Here is a 17,213-nt window from a genome sequence, read left to right on the forward strand (position 1 = left end):
GCCCTTGGAACCCTTGAGCAGATCGCCGGAGGGCGGATGCCCGGAGGCGTAAATCTGCTCGGAAAGCCATGTCGTTCAGTTCGTGTGGATCGTCGCGCCGCTCTTCGCGCGCAGCTCATCCAGCGTCACGCCGGGGGCGAGGTCGACGAGAACGAAGCCCTTCTCCGGCAGCACGTCGATGACCGCCAGGTTGGTATAGACCCGGCGCACGCAGGCGAGGCCGGTCAGCGGATAGCCGCAGCGCTCCACCAGCTTCGGGCGGCCGTCCTTCGTCGTGTGCTCCATGATGACCCAGAGCCGCTTCGCACCGGCCGCGAGGTCCATCGCGCCGCCGACCGCCGGCGCCGTGTCGTTCTCGCTGGTCGCCCAGTTCGCCAGGTCGCCGTTCTCCGCCACCTCGAAGGCGCCGAGGACGCAGAGGTCGATATGGCCGCCGCGGATCATGGCGAAGCTGTCGGCATGGCCGACGAAGCTCGCGCCCTTGGCGAGCGTGATGAGCTGCTTGCCGGCATTGATCAGCCAGGGATCCTCCGCGCCCTTCGCCGGCGCCGGGCCCATGCCGATGACGCCGTTCTCGGACTGGAAGATCACCTCCTTCCCCTGCACATGGTTCGCCACCATGGTCGGGATGCCGATGCCGAGATTGACGCACCACCCCTCCGGCACGTCGGCGCCGAGGCGCGCGGCCATCTGGTCACGGGTGAAGGGCATGTCCGGTCCTCCTCTCACATGCTGATCGCACGATCGGCTTCACGCCTCCGGGCCAGCCGGCCCTCCAGCGATCCGATCGTCAGGCGTTCTCGGGCTTCAGCCAGTCGCCGCCGCGATCCACCTGGACCACGCGGTTCACATAGACGCCGGGGGTCATGATCATGTGCGGATGCAGCTCGCCGAGCTCGCGGATGTGCTGCACCTGCGCGATGGTCAGGTCCGCCGCCATGGCCATGACAGGATTGAAATTGGCGCCGGACCCCCGGTAGACGAGGTTGCCCCAGCGATCCGCCTCCCAGGCCTCGATCAGCGCGACATCGCCGCGCAGCGCCCGCTCCATGACATAGCGCTTGCCGTCGAACTCGCGCGCCTCCTTGCCCTGCTCCAGCAGCGTCCCCGCCGCCGTCGCGGTGTAGAAGGCCGGGATGCCGGCGCCGGCTGCGCGGATGCGCTCGGCAAGCGTCCCCTGCGGGACGATCTCCAGCTCGATCTTCCCCTCCCGGTACAGCGTCTCGAACACCACCGGGTCGCTGCTGCGCGGGAAGGAGCAGACGATCCTGCGCACGCGGCCAAGCTCCATCAGCCGCGCCACGCCGACGCGCCCGACGCCCGCATTGTTCAGCACGGCGACGAGGTCCTTGGCGCCCTGCTCGATCAGTCCCTCGATCAGCACGTCCGGCTGGCCGACGCTGCCGAAGCCGCCGATCAGCACCGTCGAGCCATCCTTGATGCCGGCCAGCGCATCGGCCACCGACTGCACGATCTTGTTGATCATCCGATCCCTCCCGGGCCTTGGGGATCAGGTAAACCGCGGCGTCCGGGCGGTCCAGCCCCCGTCACCCCGGCGGGCGCATCGCCCCGTTCACCGCCGCATGCGGCATGACCGCGGCCATCCGCGGCAGGTCGCCGCCGAGCAGCGCCCGGGTCAGGTCCAGCGCTTGGCCATAGGCCGCGCGGGCCAGGGCGCCGCCGAGGCTCACGCGCCGGACGCCCGCGGCGGCGAGGTCCGCCATCGGCACCAGCCCGGCGCGCGGGCCGATCAGCACGTTCACCGGCTTCGGCGCGACTGCCGCCACCACGCGGCGGATGGCCTCCAGGTCCGGCAGCGCCGGGGCATAGAGGCAATCCGCCCCGGCCTCGGCGAAGGCGACCAGGCGGCGGATCGTGTCCTCGAGGTCCGGGCGGCCATGCAGGAAATTCTCGGCCCGCGCGGTCAGCACGAAGGGCCGGCCCTTCTCCCGCACGGCCGCGACCGCCGCCCGCACCCGCGCGACCGCCGCGTCGAAGCCGTGGATCGGGGCGGCGGCGTCACGCGTCGTGTCCTCGATGGTGCAGCCGGCGAGCCCGGCCTCGATCGCCGCGCGCACCGTCGCGGCGCAGGCCTCCGGCGCCGGGCCGAAGCCGTCCTCGAAATCGGCCGAGACCGGCAGGTCGGTCTCCACCAGGATCGCGCGCGCATTGGCGAGCGCCTCCGCCCGGTCCATGGCGCTGTCCTGCTTCCCGAGCGTCCAGGCGGCGCCGGCCGAGGTCGTCGCCAGCGCCGCCGGCCCGAGCGAAGCGAGGAGCCGCGCGCTGCCGGCGTCCCAGGCATTGGGCAGCAGGAAGCAGCCGGATCGGTGCAGGGCCGCGAAGCGCTCGCCGCGCGCGGCGGCATCGGTGGTGGTGGTCATGCCAGGACCTCCAGATCCGCCGGGCTGTTGGTGATGCCATGCAGCCGCATCGGCGCCGGCGGCATTCCGTGCAGCACGCGGAGCAACTGGGCGGCGAGCCAGGCATCCTCCAGCGCGCCGTGCAGCGCCGTCTCCCGCCCCAGGCCGCAGGCCGCCGCGGCATGGGCGAGGCCGGCGCGCTGCCCGGGATGCGCCCGGCGCCAGAGTTGCAGGGTGCAGACGGCCCCGCCCCAGGGGTGCGGCAGGCCCAGCCGCTCGAACTCCCCGCCCAGCATGCGGCGGTCGAAGGGCATGTTGTGCGCCGCCGCCATCTGCCCGCCGAAGAAGTCCGCGACCTCCGCGGCATGCGCCGCGAAGGGCGGGTGCCGCGCGAGGAAGGCGTCGCTCATGCCATGCACCCGGGTGGCGCCCCAGTGGCAGGGGATGCCGGGGGCGAAGGCCAGGTGCAGCGTCGCCTCCGGCTCCAGCGCCGCGTCCAGCCGCACGGCGCCGAGCGAGACGACGCGGTCGCCCGTGGCGGCCCCGGTGGTCTCGGTGTCGAAGACGGTGATCGGTCCGCCCTGCCAGTGCATGCCCTCAGGCGTAGCGGAACAGCCCGTTCGAGACCACCACCTTGTCGCGCTCCACGACCCGCGCCCGGAAGGCCGCCCCGCCCTCCTCCTTCCAGATCTCCGTCCGGATCGTCTCCCCCGGATAGACCGGGGAGGAGAAGCGCAGGTCCATCCGCCCGAAACGCGCGGTGTCGTAGTCGCAGAGGCTGCGCAGCAGCGCGTGGCAGACCACCCCGAAGCTGCAGAGGCCGTGCAGGATCGGCCGCTCGAACCCCGCCTGCCGCGCCACGGCGGGGTCGATGTGCAGCGGGTTGAGGTCGGCATTCAGCCGGTAGACCAGCGCCTGCTCCGGCCGCGTCGCCAGGTCGAGCGTGACGTCGGGTGCGCGCTGCGGCTCCGGATGCGGCTGCTTCACCGGGCCGCTCGGGCCGCCGAAGCCGCCATTGCCGCGCATGAAGCTCGTGGAGGTGCTGGTGGCCAGCACCTCGCCGGTCTTCGCGTCGAGGATCTCGCGCTCGGAATACATCAGCGCGCCCTTGCCCTCGCCGCGATCGACCAGGCCGGTGATGCGGGAGCGTCCGATCACCTCGCCCTCGGTCGGCAGCGGCTTGTGCAGCACCAGGCCCTGCTCGCCATGCAGGATCTGCTGCCAGACGATGCCGGTATCCGGGTTGCGCGACCAGAAGCCGGGCGAGGCGAGCACGACAGGCATCGACGGCATGACCTTCAGCCGCGGCTCATAGAGGAAGTCGAGCTGCTTCTCGTCCATCGGGTCCTGGCCGAGGCCGACGGAGAAGTTGTAGAGCGCGACATCCTGCCAGCGCAGCGCCTGCCGCACCTCCGGGATCGGGTAGTTCAGCAGCTTCTCGTAGACGATGCCCATGGTCAGTGACCTCCCCCATCCAGCTCGATCACCGCGTCGGCGGCGTAGCAGCCCTGCCCCTCCGGCAGCACCAGCATCGGGTTGACGTCGATGCTGGCCAGCCGCGGCCCGGCCGCCGCGGCGAAGGCCGAGAGGGCGGAGAGCGCCCCGGCCAGCGCCGCCACATCGGCCTTCGGCCGCCCGCGCGCGCCGTCGAGCAAGGGGAAGCCCTTCAGGCTGCGGATCATCCGCTCCGCCTCCGCCGCGTCGAAGGGGCAGCGGCGGAAGGACACGTCCTTCAGCACCTCGATGAAGATGCCGCCCAGGCCGACCATCGCCACCGGCCCGAAGACCGGGTCGCGGAAGACGCCGAGCGCCATCTCGACGGCGCCCTTGATCTGCTTGGCGACCAGCACGCCCTCGATCCGCGCCGCCGGCGCGTGGTGCCGCGCGCGCTCGAGCAGCGTGGCAAAGCCATGCTTCACCGCGTCGGCATTCGTCACGTCCAGCAGCACGCCGCCGATCTCGCTCTTGTGCAGGATGTCGGGCGACAGGATCTTCAGCACCACGGGATAGCCGATCTTCTCGGCCGCCATGACAGCGGCCTCGGAATCGCTGCAGGCATGCTCCGGCACCGCCGGCACGCCGGCCTCGGCCAGCAGCGCCTTGGCCACCGCCTCGGAGGGCGTCGCCTCGGGCAGCGCCACCCGCGGCAGCGGCACCTCGGCAGCGGGCTGCTCCGCCCGCGCGAAGGCGGCGCCGAAGACCCCCATGGCGGCGATGGCGTTCACCGCGCGCGAGGGATCCTCGAAGCAGACCCAGCCATCCCCCTCGTATTCCCGCACCTTGTTGGGCGCGAGCATGGACATGACCCAGAGCCGGTCCGGGAAGGCAGCGCGGACCTTCCTCATCTGCTCCTGCAGGCTCGGCCCGACGCTCCGCCCCGCCGCGGTCTGCGACCAGAAGGACAGGATGGAGGCATAGCCGCCGTCCCGCGCCACGCTCTCGGCGAACTCGGAAATCAGCGGCAGGTTGTTCGTCACCTGCGCGGTGCAGTCCACCGGGTTGCGCGGCGCGCAGAAGGGCACGAGCGAGCGCAGACGCTCCTGCGCCGCCTCCGGCATCGGCGGCATCGCGACCCCCGCCTGCTCCGCGGCGTCCGAGATCAGCACGCCCGCGCCGCCCGAGACGGTGAGCACGCCGAGGGTATTGCGCGCAGGATAGATCCGCTTCGTCGCGGCATAGGCGATGTCGAGCATCTCCTCCGTCGTGCGCGCCCGCACCACGCCGAACTCCTCGAGCACCGCCTGGGTCACCGTGTCGTCGCCGGCGATGGAGGCGGTGTGCGACTTCGCCGCCGCGCCGCCGAGCTGCGACCGGCCGACCTTCATCATCACGATCGGCTTGCGGTTGCGTCGGGCGAGGTCGAGCGCGGCGATGAACTGCGTGCTCTCGCGGATCCCTTCGGCATAGGCGCAGATCACCTCCACCTCGGGCGCCTGCGCCATCCACCCGATGACATCGCCGAGCGCGACCTCGGCCTCGTTGCCGGTGGTGATGACGACGGGCGCGCCGAGGCCGCGGTCGAGCGCCGCCGAGAAGACATGCGTGCCATAGGCGCCGGACTGGGAGGCGATGCCGATCCGCCCCGCAATCGGAAAGCCCTTCTCGAAGCTCGCGGTGAAGGTGCCGTAGAAGCGGATGCTGTCGTTGAAGAGGCCGAGGCAGTTCGGCCCGAGCATGCGGATACCGTGGCCGCGGGCGACGGCCGCCAGCTTCTCCTGCTGCGCCTCGCCGGCCGCGTCCATCTCGGCGAAGCCGGCGGAGAAGACGATGACGGCGCGGCAGCCCTTGCGTCCCAATGAGTCGAGGGTCGGGATCACCTGCTCGGCCGGCACCGCGATGATGGCGACATCGGGCGCGGCGGGCAGCGCCTCCACGGATGCATAGGCCGTGAGACCCTGGACGGTCGCGCGGCGCGGGTTCACGGGCCAGAGGTCGCCCGCGAAGCCGCGCTCCTTCATATAGGCGATCGGCCTGCCGCCGATGCGGGCCGGCTCGTCGGAGGCGCCGATGACGGCGACGGAGCGCGGCCGCACCAGCGCGTCGAGCGACGCGAATCCGGCGGCGGCCGGCGCGGCTTCGGCAGTCATGGACTTCTCCCCCAAGGCTTTGTCTGTCCTGCCGCAGCCTGCGGGACCGGCGGCAGGACAGCAAGGGGGGCCGCGCGCTCAGCCGCCGGCGCGCGGCGCGGAGGGGCTACTCCTCCTCGTCCTCCTCCTCGTCGAGGTCGTCGAGATCCTCGTCGTCCTCATCCTCGTCCTCGTCGAATTCCTCGTCCTCGTCGTCCTCGAACTCCTCGTCGTCATCCTCGAGGTCGTCGTCCTCGTCCTCGTCGAACTCCTCGTCCTCGTCCTCGCCCTCGCCGCCCAGCGAGAGCGCCGGGGCGATGGCCTGCGGCGGGACGGGCAACAGGCCGGCGAGGCCAGGCACCAGAATGGGGTCGGACATGCGTTCTCCTCCGATCCGATCGACGTGCGACCCGCCGCACGCGTCCCCGCCAGGGACCCTGCCGGGTGACGGAACGTGTTCGCCAGGCGCAGCGTCGCGGGCCACGACCGGCGCGGCAAGGTCTAACCCCGGGCCGGCAGGTCCGACAGGGGGGCGGCGTGACATGTTTCGGAAACGACGCCGGGATGGACCCGCCCGCACGCGCCGGGCTGCAGGCGCGTCCCGCCCTTGCGTGGCGGGCGGACCGATCCAGGCCGCCGCACCCAAGGCGCGGCGGTCATCGGCCTGGGTCGCATGCCGGGCGGGCCGATCAGGCCGCCGGGCCATGCGGGGCGCCCCGGGAAGCGGCGCTTCGTCGGGACCCCTTCGGCCGGCGGGTCGCTCAGCCCTGCGCGTCGGGCGAGAGGACCATGCAGGCGCCCTTGCGCTTCAGCCGGTCGCAGGCGGCCTGGGCCGCCGGCTGGGACAGGCCGGTGACCCGCGCACGGTAGAGCGTGGACTTGCCGGCGGCGACGGGCTGCACCGCGGAGCGGCCGCCGGCGACGTCCTGCGCCGATGCCGCCGCGTCGCGGGCCTGGGCCTGGCTGGCGAAGGCGCCGACCTGCACCGCCCAGGCGGCCGGGGCGGGTGCCGGCGCGGGACCGCGGGCAACGGCCGGCCGTATCCCGGCGGAGAGGGTCGCGGCCTGCGCCGTGCCGAGCAGGGCGAAGCCGCGGGCCGGGCCGGACTGCACCACCGGCATCGCCCGCGTGGGCGCGGCGGCGGCCGGCGGCGCAACCAGCGCGACCTGGGTCCGGGCCGGGGCGGCGGGCTGGCGGGCGGCGAGCACCGGTGCGGCAGGTCGCGGCGGCGGCGCGAAGGCGAGGGCCGGCGATTCGGGCCGCGCGGCTGGGCGCGGGGCGGCCTCCGGCGCCGGCTCGGGTGGGTTCGGGATGGGATCCATCCGCACCACCTCGCGCGGCGGCGGGGCGGCATAGGTGCTGCCATCCGGGATCGGATCCATCCGGATCACCGGGCCGCCGCCAAGGGCCGCGACCTGCACCCGTTCCGGCACCTGGTCCTCCGGCGGGTTCGGGATGGGATCCATCCGCACCACCGGCCCCGGCGGCAGCTGCGCCACCTGGATGCCGGGCATCTGCGCCTCCCGCTGCTCCTTGAGCGCGAGCATGGTCGCGGTGTCCATGCGCCGGGGCCCGGGCGGGATGTCGAGCGGGATCTCGGCCGCCGCATAGATCTCCGGCGCGACCCGGCGGTTCGGGTGGTGGGCGATGATGTTCGGCCCGATCCGGCGGACGTAGTTGCGCGTCTCGTTCGGCAGGCCGCGGTTGTTCCAGAGATAGTCCTCGAGCCGCCGCGGCCCCGCATTGTAGGCCGCGAGGAAGGCCGGCGAGCCGTAGAGGTCGTACATCTCCCGGATATAGGCCGCGCCCGCCATGATGCTGTCATAGGGGTGGTAGGGGTCGTCGCCGAGCCCGTAGCGCCCCTGCATCTCCCGGTAGGTGCCGGGCATGACCTGCATCAGGCCCATGGCGCCGACCGGGCTGGTGGCGCCGATGCGGCCGCCGGATTCCTGGCGCATCACCTCGCGGATCCAGCGCTCCGGCACGTCGAAGCGGCGCGAGGCCTCGCGGATATAGGGTCCCCAGGGATCGGACGGCGATCCCGGCGGGTCGTAGCTGCTGGGCCGGTTGTAATGGCCGTAGGTCGCCGCGACATGCTTGCCGGGCGCGGTCGTCTGAGTCGATTGGCCGCAGGCGGCCAGCAACGCGAGGACCGACAGCGCGACGGCGGGCCTGAGCACCCGGGCATTGCGCCCAGGCGACATCCGGCCGGTCTCGACTGTCGTCCACTTCCCCTGGGGCATCCCCTTGGCTCCGTCGGGTGTTGGACCACCGGGACTCCGAAGCCTGCCCCCCCAGGGCACCCATCGTCCCCACGATGCGTGCCCCCAGGCTGCCCCGAAGACCTGGCGGACGTCTGGCGTCCGTAAGGCTCAAAGCCCTACACGCAGGCAGGCCCGTTCGGCAAGGCCGAGTTGAAGGCGCAATACTTTGTATACTAAATAATCTCGATACGCTTGCCCGTGGCAGCGCGGTGACAGGCGGCCGGCAGGCCGACTTCCGGAGCCTCGGGCTGCCGGCCAGGCCGCGGCAAACCGCCGGTTCGCGGCGCAGCCACCGGGCGCGGGGCAGGGCCTTCGGCCTGCCGTGGCGATGTTCTCATTGGCAAGCATCGTTGCTGCGGATATCGGCGCGGACCTCGGTGCACCGGATCGTCTCGCCATCCCGTCGCCGAGTCCCGTGGCCCGCATCGGGCAGGCGCGACGTCCGATGCGCGCTCCTCGGGCGCCGGGCGTCCTCACGGGCCGCGCGGCGGCCCCGGGGATCGCAGGGCACCGGGACCGGGACCAGGTCCGGCGCCGCGGCCGGCAGGGCCGGGCGGCGACGGGCCGGCCGTCAGTACGGCAGGTAGTAGACCACCGGCGGCGTCAGGATCGCCGCCAGCGTGACGGCATAGAGCATCGCCCGCGTCTGCTCGGCCTGCAGGGCGAGGGCACGGCGGTAATCGCGCTCCTCCCGCTCGGCCCGGGCGATCTCCTGCAGCCAGCGCTGCGCCTCGCGGTCGCCGCGCCCGGCGGCGAGGCCGAGCCAGGTGCGCGCCTCCTGCAGGTCCTGGCCCATGGTGTCGAGCCCGGTCATGTAGATCCGCCCGACCGCCTTCTGCGCCGGCGGATAGCCGCCCTGCGCCGCCTGCCGCATCCAGGTCAGGCCTTCGTAGAGGCGCAGCGGCACGCCGTCGCCGCGCAGGTAGAGCGTGCCGAGCGTGTACTGCGCCTCGACCACGCCACCCTCGGCGGCGAGGGTCAGCCAGCGCGCGGCCTCGTTCGGGTCGCGCGGCACGCCCTGGCCACGCAGCGCCATCATGCCGAGGTTGTAGGCCGCGAGCGGATGCCCGGCGCCCGCCGCCTGCGCAGTCAGCGCCGTGGCGCGGGCCGGGTCGCGCCGGGCGCCCCTGCCCTCCGCGAGCAGGTTGGCGAGGCGGAACTGCGCCCAAGGATTCCCCGCCTCCGCCGCCCGGTCGTACCAGGCGGCGGCCTCGGCCGGGCGGCGCGGCCGGCCGCCCAGGCCGAACTCCTCGACCTGGCCGAGCAGATAGGCCGCCCGCGCGTCGCCGCCCGCGGCGGCCGCGCGCAGCGCCGCCGGATCCTCACCCTTGTAGGCATCGGGGTCGGTAGGCGGCGTGGCGCGCCGGTCGCCGAGTTCGGCCGTGACCATGCCCGTCGGCTGCTCCCGGCAGCCGCCGCCGTCGCAGACGCGTACGGTCGGGCCGAAGCCGCTGCGGCCCGGCTCGGGCGGCGCGCAGGACGCGACCGCCGCCAGCAGGGCCAGGGCCGGCCAGATGGCAGGCCGGTGGGCGGGCGGGCGCATGCCGGGCCGGCTCAGCGCGGGGCGCGCAGCAGGCCGCCGGTGCCGGCGCCGCCGCGGATCTCCTGCGCCTTGTAGTTGCGCAGCGCGACGACGAGCTTGTTGTAGGCATCGACGAAGGCGGCGACCGTCGCCTGGCCCTGCGGCGTCTGCTGATAGGCCGAGAGGCCGCCGAAGCCGCCGCCCCCGGTGCCGAGGCCGAGGCCGGCGAAGGTCGCGCCCAGGTCGGTGGTGGTGGAGGACCCCTCCGAGGCGCCGACCTGCGCGCTGCTGCGGATGTCGAAGAGCGACATCGTCACGGTGGTGGCGCTCGTGCGCATGGCGGCACCCAGGACGCCGGCCGCGAGCCCGCCCCAGCCGCCGCCGAAGCCGCCCAGGCCGCCGCCGATCCCGCCGGTCGGCGAGCCCGCGAAGAGGATCGCCGGCTCGAGGAAGTAGTCAGCGGCGATGCGCTGGCCGCGCTGCTGGTTGGAACCGGCCCGGAACTCGCCGCTGTTGCGCTGGAACTGGGTGATCCGGCCCAGCTTGTCCTCCAGCCGGTCATTGCCGATGGAGGTGATGACGAAGCAATTGGACTGCTGCACCACCAGCCGGACCATGGGCTCGATCGTCGTCACGCGGGTCGCCTGGGTGAAGGGCCCCCACCAGGCCTGCTGCCGGCCGTCATCGACCGCGATGGTGCCGAGCGGCTCCGAGCAGCGCTGCAGGCTGTCCTGCGCGCCGACGCTGCTGGCACCGCCCGCGGCGCCGGTCACCGCGCCGCCGCCCGTGCCCTGGGTCACGCCCGGCGTGCAGCCGGCCAGCGCCAGGGCGAGGGCCGCCGGCAATGCGGCGATGCGCCAGCGCACGAATCCGTCACGCCCGGAGTCCGAATGCTTCACGGTGTCATCCTACCCTTGCTGCCGCTGGCCCGACCGCGGCTTGCGCCTACGGTAGCCCTGGTACAACCGATAGTCCTGCCCGTATCGCTGGCGCAAGCTTGAGGCACCGGGACAGTGTGACGGAACGCACGCAGCGCGGCGGCGGCGCCACAGCGGGGGCCGTCCCGGGGGCGCAGGGCGTCGCGGCACCGCCCCGCTGGCAGCCTCGCGCGGTCCGGTCTATAGCGCCGGCCATGCTGGATGCGACCCTGGCCCCCAAGGCGGCCCCGCCGGTCTATGTGAGCGACGCCGCGCGGCCCAACCGGCGCGCCGCGGCGCTGCAGGACCTCGCGACCGGCCTGCGCCGCTGGCGGCTGCCGGCGGCGCTCGCCAGGCTCGACATCCGCAACCGCTATCGCGGCTCGGTGCTCGGCCCCTTCTGGCTGACCATCTCGACGGCGGTGATGGTGATCGGCCTCGGGCTGCTCTACTCCTCGCTGTTCAAGCTGACCCTCGCCGATTACCTGCCCTTCATCGCGGTCAGCCTGATCGTCTGGAACATGGTTTCCCAGACGATCGGCGATGCCTGCACCAGCCTGACCAGCGCCGAGGGCATCATCCGGCAGATGCCCCTGCCCTATTCGGTGCACGTGCTCCGCACCGTGTTCCGCAATGCGCTGGTCACGGCGCACAGCCTGCCGCTGGTCCTCGTCATCTTCCTCGCCACCGGCACCGTGCCGGGGCCAGAGGCGCTGCTGCTGCTCCCCGGCCTCGCGCTGGTCACGGTCAATGCCTTCTTCATCTCCCTCTTCCTCGGCATGCTCTGCGCCCGCTTCCGCGACATAGCGCCGATCGTCGGCAGCGTCATGCAGCTCGCCTTCTTCATGTCGCCGGTGTTGTGGAAGCCGGAGCTGCTGGGCGAGAACGCCGTCTGGCTGCCGCTGAACCCCTTCTACGCGCTGATGGAGACGGTCCGCGGGCCGCTGGTCGAGGGCGGGGTGCCGGCCGTCATCTGGCTGTCCGCCATCGCCTACACGCTGCTGGCCGGCGCGGTCGCGCTGGCCTTCTTCGTCCGCTTCCGCGGGCGCATCGCCTTCTGGGTCTAGCCGGCTCGGAGAAAGGATCCCGCCATGCCGCACATCCTGGCGGACAGCCTGACCATCGAGTTCCCGCTCTACCACATGGCCGCCCGGTCCCTGAAGAAGCGGATCCTGTCCAGGTCGCCGCTTCGCCTGCGGGAGGACGAGTCGCACCGCGTCGTCGTCTCCGCGCTCCGCGACCTCAACTTCCGGATCGACCGCGGCGAGCGCGTGGCGCTGGTCGGCCACAACGGCGCGGGCAAGACGACGCTGCTGCGCACGCTCGCCGGGGTCTATGAGCCGGTCGGCGGCCGGCTGGAGGTGGCGGGGCTGATCGGGTCGCTGATCGATCCCTCGGCCGGGATGGACCAGGAATCGACGGGGCGGGAGAACATCGTCCTGCGCGGCCTCTACCGCGGCCTGTCGGAGGCGGAGAGCGAGGCCATGGCCGAGGAGGTCGGCGCCTTCTCGGGCCTCGGCGAGTTCCTCGACGTGCCGGTGCGGACCTACTCGGCCGGCATGCAGGTGCGGCTGTCCTTCGCCATGGCGACGATGATAGAGCCCGAGGTCCTGCTGATGGACGAGTGGTTCCTGGCCGGCGATGCCGCCTTCATGGAGAAGGCGCGGGAGAAGCTGGCGCGGCTGGTGGGCAGCGCCGACATCCTGGTGCTGGCGACCCACGACATGGCCGTGGTGCGGGAATGGTGCACCCGCGCCATCCGGCTGGAGGCCGGGCGGGTGGTGGCGGACGGGCCGGTGGAGGAGGTGCTGGAGGAGGCCTAGGGGCGGGTCCGCCCCGGGCCGCCGAGCCTCCCTAGCCCAACGCCGCGGCCAGCGCGCGGCCGATCGCGGCGTGGGTGGCATTGCGCCGTTCCATCGGCGCCTCCGTCTCCGTCAGGTAGGCCGCGAAGAGGACGGGCGGGCGGCCCGGCGGCCAGAACAGCCCGACATCGTTGGCGGTGCCGCGCTCGCCCGAGCCGGTCTTGTCGCCGAAGCGCCAGCCCGCGGGCAGGCCGGCCTTGATGCGGGTGTCGCCGGTGCGGGTGCCGACCAGCCAGGCGATGAGCTGCGCCCGCCCGCCGGGCGAGAGCGCATCGCCGAGCGCGAGGGCCTGCAAATCGGCCACCATCGCCTCCGGCGTCGTGGTGTCGCGCGGGTCGCCGGGCAGCGCCTCGTTCAGCGCGGTCTCGACGCGGTCGAGCCGCGTGACCGGGTCGCCCAGCCGGCGCGCGAAGCCGGTCAGCCCCGCCGGGCCGCCGATGGCCGAGAGCAGCAGGTTGCCCGCGGTGTTGTCGCTCAGCGTCATCGCCGCCTCGCAAAGCTCGGCCAGCGTCATCCCCTCCCCGCCCGCGCGCGGCCCGGTCGCGGGCGAGTAGGTGACGAGGTCCTCCGGCCGGAAGCGGATCCGGCGGTCGAGGCTCTCCTGACCCGCATCCGCGCGCGCCAGCACCGCGCCGGCGGCGAGCAGCTTGAAGGTGCTGCAGAGCGGGAAGCGCTCGTCGGCGCGATGCAGGATGCGGGCGCCCGAGCCGGTGTCGAGCGCGGCAAGGCCGAGCCGGCCGCCGCTCGCAGACTCGATCTGCGCGAGGTCCTCGGCGAGCGTCCCGGGCTTGCCGCTGGCCGCGCGGGCGGCAGGCGGGCCCGCCAGCACCGCCATCGCGATCGCTGCGCCCTGGCGCCTGGTGATCATGCCGGCTCCTCTCCCTGTCCCCGTCGCGGCGGACCCTGGCGGTGGTCGGCCGGCATCGCTTGCGCCGGCGCGGTGCCGCTACGCGCCGTCCTACAGCGCCCGGTGGGCGATGTCGCGGCGGCAGAAGCCTTCCGGCCAGTCGATGGCGTCCACCGCCGCATAGGCCGCGTCGCGCGCCGCCTGCAGCGTCCCGCCGGTCGCGGCGATGCCGAGTACGCGGCCGCCGGTCGCCACCACCTCGCCCTCCCGCCGCGCGGTGCCGGCATGGAAGACCTGCACGCCCGGGACGGCGGCGGCGGCATCGAGGCCGCGGATCGCCGTGCCCTTCGCGTAGGTGCCCGGGTAGCCCCGGGCCGCCATGACCACGACCAGGCTCGGCCGCGGGTCCCAGCGCAGGTCGAAGTCGTGCAACTCGCCGTCGCAGGCGGCGAGCAACGCGGCCAGCAGGTCGGAGCGGAGCCGCAGCATCAACGCCTGGCATTCCGGATCGCCGAAGCGGACGTTGAACTCGATCAGCCTCGGCCCCGCATCCGTGACCATGAGCCCGGCGAAGAGCACGCCGCGGAAAGGCGTGCCGCGCTTCGCCATCTCGGCCAGGGTCGGGCGGATGATCTCCGCCATCACCCGGTCGCGCATGGCATCGTCGAAGACCGGCGGCGGCGAATAGGCGCCCATGCCGCCGGTGTTCGGGCCGGTATCGCCCTCCCCGACCCGCTTGTGGTCCTGCGCCGCCGCCATGGGCAGCGCCGTCCCGCCGTCGCAGAGGGCGAAGAACGAGACCTCCTGGCCGACCAGGCATTCCTCGATCACCACCGAGGCGCCGGCCGCGCCATGCACCCGGTCCTCCATGATGTCGGCGATGGCGGCCTCGGCCTCCGCGACGCTCTGCGCCACCACCACGCCCTTACCGGCGGCGAGGCCATCGGCCTTGACCACGATCGGCGCGCCCTGGGCGCGGATATAGGCGCGGGCGGCGGCGGGGTCCTCGAAGCGGGCCCAGGCGGCGGTGGGCACGCCGGCGGCGTCCGCCACCTCCTTGGTGAAGCTCTTGCTGCCCTCGAGCCGTGCCGCGGCGGCGCTCGGCCCAAAGCAGCGCAGTCCGGCCGCGGCGCAGGCATCTGCCAAGCCCAGCGTGAGTGGCGCCTCCGGCCCCGCCACCACCAGGTCGATGGCCTTCTCGCGCGCGAAGGCGACCAGGGCGGGGATGTCCTCGGGGCCGATCGGAACGCATTCCGCAACGTCGAAAATGCCGGCATTGCCCGGGGCGCACCAGAGCTTCGTCAGCAGCGGCGAGCCCGAGAGGGCCCAGCACAGCGCATGCTCCCGCCCGCCGCCGCCGACCACCAGGACCTTCATCCGCCGCACCCCTGACCGAAACATCCGGGGAACGCCCTCCCCGGCCGGGCGCCCCTAGCATATCCTCCGGCGATGGACACGACTCCGCCGCGAACCGCGCCCAACATCCCCGAATTCGCCGTCTCCGAGATCGCCGGCGCTATCCGCCGCACCCTCGAGGACGCCTTCGGCCGGGTGCGGGTGCGCGGCGAGATCACCGAGCTCAAGCGCTACCCCTCCGGGCATATCTACCTCTCGCTCAAGGACGAGAACGCCAAGCTCGAATCGGTCATCTGGAAGACCTCGGTCCCGCGGCTCTCGATCAAGCCGGAGAACGGGGTGGAGGTGATCGCCACCGGCAAGATCGGCACCTATGCCGACCGCTCGAAATACCAGCTCGTCATCGACCGGCTGGAATATGCCGGCGAGGGCGCGCTGCTGGCGCGGATCGAGAAGCTGCGCCTCCGGCTGCTGGAGGAAGGCCTCTTCGCGCCGGAGCGGAAGCGCCGCCTGCCGCTGCTGCCGCGGGTGATCGGCGTGGTGACCTCCGAGCGCGGGGCGGTGATCCAGGACATCCGCACCACCATCGCCCGTCGCTTCCCGCGCCGGCTGATCCTCTGGCCCGTGCCGGTGCAGGGCACGGGCTCGGCCGAGCAGATCGCCGCCGCCATCCGCGGCTTCGGCGCGCTGCCGCCGGACGGCCCGGTGCCCCGCCCCGACGTGCTGATCGTGGCCCGCGGCGGCGGCAGCCTCGAGGACCTGATGGCCTTCAACGAGGAGATCGTGGTCCGCGCCGCCGCCGACAGCCCGATCCCGCTGATCTCAGCCGTCGGGCACGAGACGGACACGACGCTGATCGACTTCGCCTCCGACCGCCGCGCCCCGACGCCGACGGCCGCGGCCGAGATGGCGATCCCGGCCCGCGCCGACCTGCTGGCCGACCTGGCGCAGACCGGGGCGCGGCTGCTGCAGGCCGGCCGCGCCCTGCTCGACCGCGCCCGGCGCCGGCTGATGATGGCCGAGCGCGGCCTGCCCGACCTGCCCGGCATTCTCGGCGCCATGCGGCAGCGGCTGGAGGACCGGGGCGAGCGCCTGACGGTGGCGCTGCCGGCGCTGGTCGAGCGCAAGCGCGGCGCGCTGGCCCGCATCGCCCCGCGCCTGCCGCATCCGCGCGAGGGGATCGCAGCGCGGCGCGCGGTGCTCGGCCTGTTGCGGCAGCGCGCCGACGCGGCGATGCGGCGGCAGATGGCCCGTGCCCAGGCGGCGCCGGCCATCGCGCGGCTCTCCCCGGCGCCCGTTTCGGCGCTGGTGCGGGAGAAGCGGGCGCGGCTGGAGGGGCTGGTCGCGCGGTTGGAGGGCGTGTCCTACCAGGCGGTGCTGGCGCGCGGCTTCGCCTTGGTATCGGACGCCGAGGGCGCGCCGCTGACCAGCGCCGCGGCGGTGCCGCCGGGGGAGCGGCTGGTGCTGACCTTCGGGGATGGCGCGGTGAACGCGACGGCGGAGGGGGCGAAGGCGGGACGGAAGAAGCGGGAGAGCGGGGACCAGGGGGCTTTGCTGTGACGGAAAGGAAGGAAGAGCGGGGGAGTGAACTCCCCCGGGCCCCCTCCTTCTTCTGTCAGTTTTCGGCGCGACAGTTCAGCCTGCAGACTCAGAGAAATAGATGGGGGTGCGGGGGAATACCTTCCCCCGCATTGCCACGCCGCAGCCTGCTGGCGCTCGCCGGCCTGGCCGCCCTGCCCGCCCATGCCAACGGCTATGAGCAGGGCGCGCTCGTGGTCGGCCGCGTCGCGCCGGGCACGCGCCTCGCGCTGGACGGACGTCCACTGCGCGTCGGCCCCGGCGGCGAATACGCCTTCGGCCTCGGCCGCGACCACGGGCCCGAGGCCGTGCTGACCGTCACCCCGCCCGGCGGCACGCCGAGACAGGAACGCCTTGCCGTGGCGAAGCGCCAGTGGCCGGTCCAGTCCATCACCGGCCTGCCCCCGGCGCAGGTGACGCCCGACCCGGAGGCGCTGCGGCGCATCGCCGCCGAGCGCGAGCGCCTGGCCGCGGTGCGCGGCACCGACAGCGCGCTGACCCATTTCGCCGAGGGCTTCGTGCTGCCCGCGCATGGCCGCGTCAGCGGCGTCTTCGGCAGCCAGCGCATCCTGAACGGCGAGCCGCGGCAGCCCCATTTCGGCTTCGACATCGCCGCCCCCACCGGCACGCCGATCCAGGCCGCCTGCGGCGGCACCGTCACGCTCGCCGCGGAGTTCTTCTTCTTCGGCCGCCTGATCGTGCTGGACCACGGGCATGGCGTGAACACGCTCTACGCCCATTGCTCGGCGGTGGAGGTGACGGAAGGGCAGAAGGTCGCGGCGGGACAGCGCATCGGCGCCATCGGCGCCACGGGCCGCGTCACCGGCCCGCACCTGCATTTCGGCCTGTCCTGGTTGCAGACCTGGCTGGACGCGCAACCGGTGCTGCCGCCGGTCACAGGCTGAAACCCCGGCCTGCCGCGCCGGTTGAACAACCCTACA

The 17,213-nt window shown here is 73.4% G+C and carries 16 protein-coding genes; 4 read left to right on the forward strand and 12 right to left on the reverse strand.

Translation table 11 applies throughout. The features are described from left to right. Nucleotides 1–75: 75 nt before the first annotated feature. From Q7A36_RS17595 to Q7A36_RS17640, 10 genes are all read right to left on the reverse strand, one after another. Nucleotides 76–711: a 3-oxoacid CoA-transferase subunit B gene (locus Q7A36_RS17595; RefSeq protein WP_305105034.1), complete on the reverse strand. Its 636-nt coding sequence runs from the start codon at nt 709–711 to the stop codon at nt 76–78. 79 nt (nt 712–790) lie between these two features. Next, nucleotides 791–1,486, reverse strand: a complete 696-nt coding sequence (locus Q7A36_RS17600) for a 3-oxoacid CoA-transferase subunit A (protein ID WP_305105035.1) — start codon at nt 1,484–1,486, stop codon at nt 791–793. A 61-nt stretch (nt 1,487–1,547) separates the two neighbouring features. Beyond that, entirely contained in the window at nt 1,548–2,381 is an 834-nt protein-coding gene (locus tag Q7A36_RS17605) for an isocitrate lyase/PEP mutase family protein (protein WP_305105036.1), read from the reverse strand. After that, nucleotides 2,378–2,953 carry a 3'-5' exonuclease gene (locus Q7A36_RS17610; protein WP_305105037.1) on the reverse strand — a complete coding sequence of 192 codons (576 nt, stop codon included), beginning with the start codon at nt 2,951–2,953 and terminating at the stop codon, nt 2,378–2,380. The genes Q7A36_RS17605 and Q7A36_RS17610 overlap by 4 nt, the downstream gene beginning before the upstream one ends. Before the next feature lie 4 nt (nt 2,954–2,957). Further along, nucleotides 2,958–3,815, reverse strand: a complete 858-nt coding sequence (locus tag Q7A36_RS17615; protein ID WP_305105038.1) for a MaoC family dehydratase — start codon at nt 3,813–3,815, stop codon at nt 2,958–2,960. Nucleotides 3,816–3,817: 2 nt separating this feature from the next. Beyond that, the gene (locus tag Q7A36_RS17620; protein ID WP_305105039.1) at nt 3,818–5,947 is read right to left on the reverse strand and encodes an acetate--CoA ligase family protein; all 2,130 of its coding nucleotides are present in this window, start codon (nt 5,945–5,947) and stop codon (nt 3,818–3,820) included. A gap of 106 nt (nt 5,948–6,053) precedes the next feature. Next, nucleotides 6,054–6,305 (reverse strand): hypothetical protein, encoded by a 252-nt coding sequence (locus Q7A36_RS17625; RefSeq protein ID WP_305105040.1) that lies wholly within the window; start codon nt 6,303–6,305, stop codon nt 6,054–6,056. Between the two features lie 382 nt (nt 6,306–6,687). After that, on the reverse strand, nt 6,688–8,169 hold the full coding sequence (locus Q7A36_RS17630; protein WP_305105041.1) for a lytic transglycosylase domain-containing protein: 1,482 nt from the start codon (nt 8,167–8,169) through the stop codon (nt 6,688–6,690). A 592-nt stretch (nt 8,170–8,761) separates the two neighbouring features. Next, nucleotides 8,762–9,733: a tetratricopeptide repeat protein gene (locus tag Q7A36_RS17635; RefSeq protein WP_305105042.1), complete on the reverse strand. Its 972-nt coding sequence runs from the start codon at nt 9,731–9,733 to the stop codon at nt 8,762–8,764. Between the two features lie 11 nt (nt 9,734–9,744). Continuing rightward, entirely contained in the window at nt 9,745–10,611 is an 867-nt protein-coding gene (locus tag Q7A36_RS17640) for a hypothetical protein (RefSeq protein ID WP_305105043.1), read from the reverse strand. Between the two features lie 233 nt (nt 10,612–10,844). Here Q7A36_RS17640 and Q7A36_RS17645 point away from each other — a divergent pair, with 233 nt between their 5' ends. Continuing rightward, a complete protein-coding gene (locus Q7A36_RS17645) occupies nt 10,845–11,696 on the forward strand; it encodes an ABC transporter permease (protein WP_305105044.1) in 852 nt (283 codons plus the stop codon). 24 nt (nt 11,697–11,720) lie between these two features. Next, nucleotides 11,721–12,452 carry an ABC transporter ATP-binding protein gene (locus Q7A36_RS17650; protein WP_305105045.1) on the forward strand — a complete coding sequence of 244 codons (732 nt, stop codon included), beginning with the start codon at nt 11,721–11,723 and terminating at the stop codon, nt 12,450–12,452. A gap of 31 nt (nt 12,453–12,483) precedes the next feature. Here Q7A36_RS17650 and bla read toward each other — a convergent pair whose 3' ends face one another. Further along, entirely contained in the window at nt 12,484–13,359 is an 876-nt protein-coding gene (bla, locus tag Q7A36_RS17655) for a class A beta-lactamase (protein WP_305105046.1), read from the reverse strand. A gap of 90 nt (nt 13,360–13,449) precedes the next feature. Beyond that, nucleotides 13,450–14,715 carry a phosphoribosylamine--glycine ligase gene (gene purD, locus Q7A36_RS17660; RefSeq protein WP_305105047.1) on the reverse strand — a complete coding sequence of 422 codons (1,266 nt, stop codon included), beginning with the start codon at nt 14,713–14,715 and terminating at the stop codon, nt 13,450–13,452. A 72-nt stretch (nt 14,716–14,787) separates the two neighbouring features. Between purD and xseA the strand changes: the two genes are divergently transcribed. Both xseA and Q7A36_RS17670 read left to right on the forward strand, forming a co-directional pair. Continuing rightward, nucleotides 14,788–16,254 carry an exodeoxyribonuclease VII large subunit gene (xseA, locus tag Q7A36_RS17665; protein ID WP_305105048.1) on the forward strand — a complete coding sequence of 489 codons (1,467 nt, stop codon included), beginning with the start codon at nt 14,788–14,790 and terminating at the stop codon, nt 16,252–16,254. A gap of 131 nt (nt 16,255–16,385) precedes the next feature. After that, on the forward strand, nt 16,386–17,177 hold the full coding sequence (locus Q7A36_RS17670; protein ID WP_305105049.1) for a M23 family metallopeptidase: 792 nt from the start codon (nt 16,386–16,388) through the stop codon (nt 17,175–17,177). Nucleotides 17,178–17,213 lie beyond the last annotated feature (36 nt).

This window comes from Paracraurococcus lichenis (assembly GCF_030657435.1).
In the GTDB taxonomy this organism is placed as follows: Bacteria; Pseudomonadota; Alphaproteobacteria; order Acetobacterales; family Acetobacteraceae; genus Paracraurococcus; species Paracraurococcus lichenis.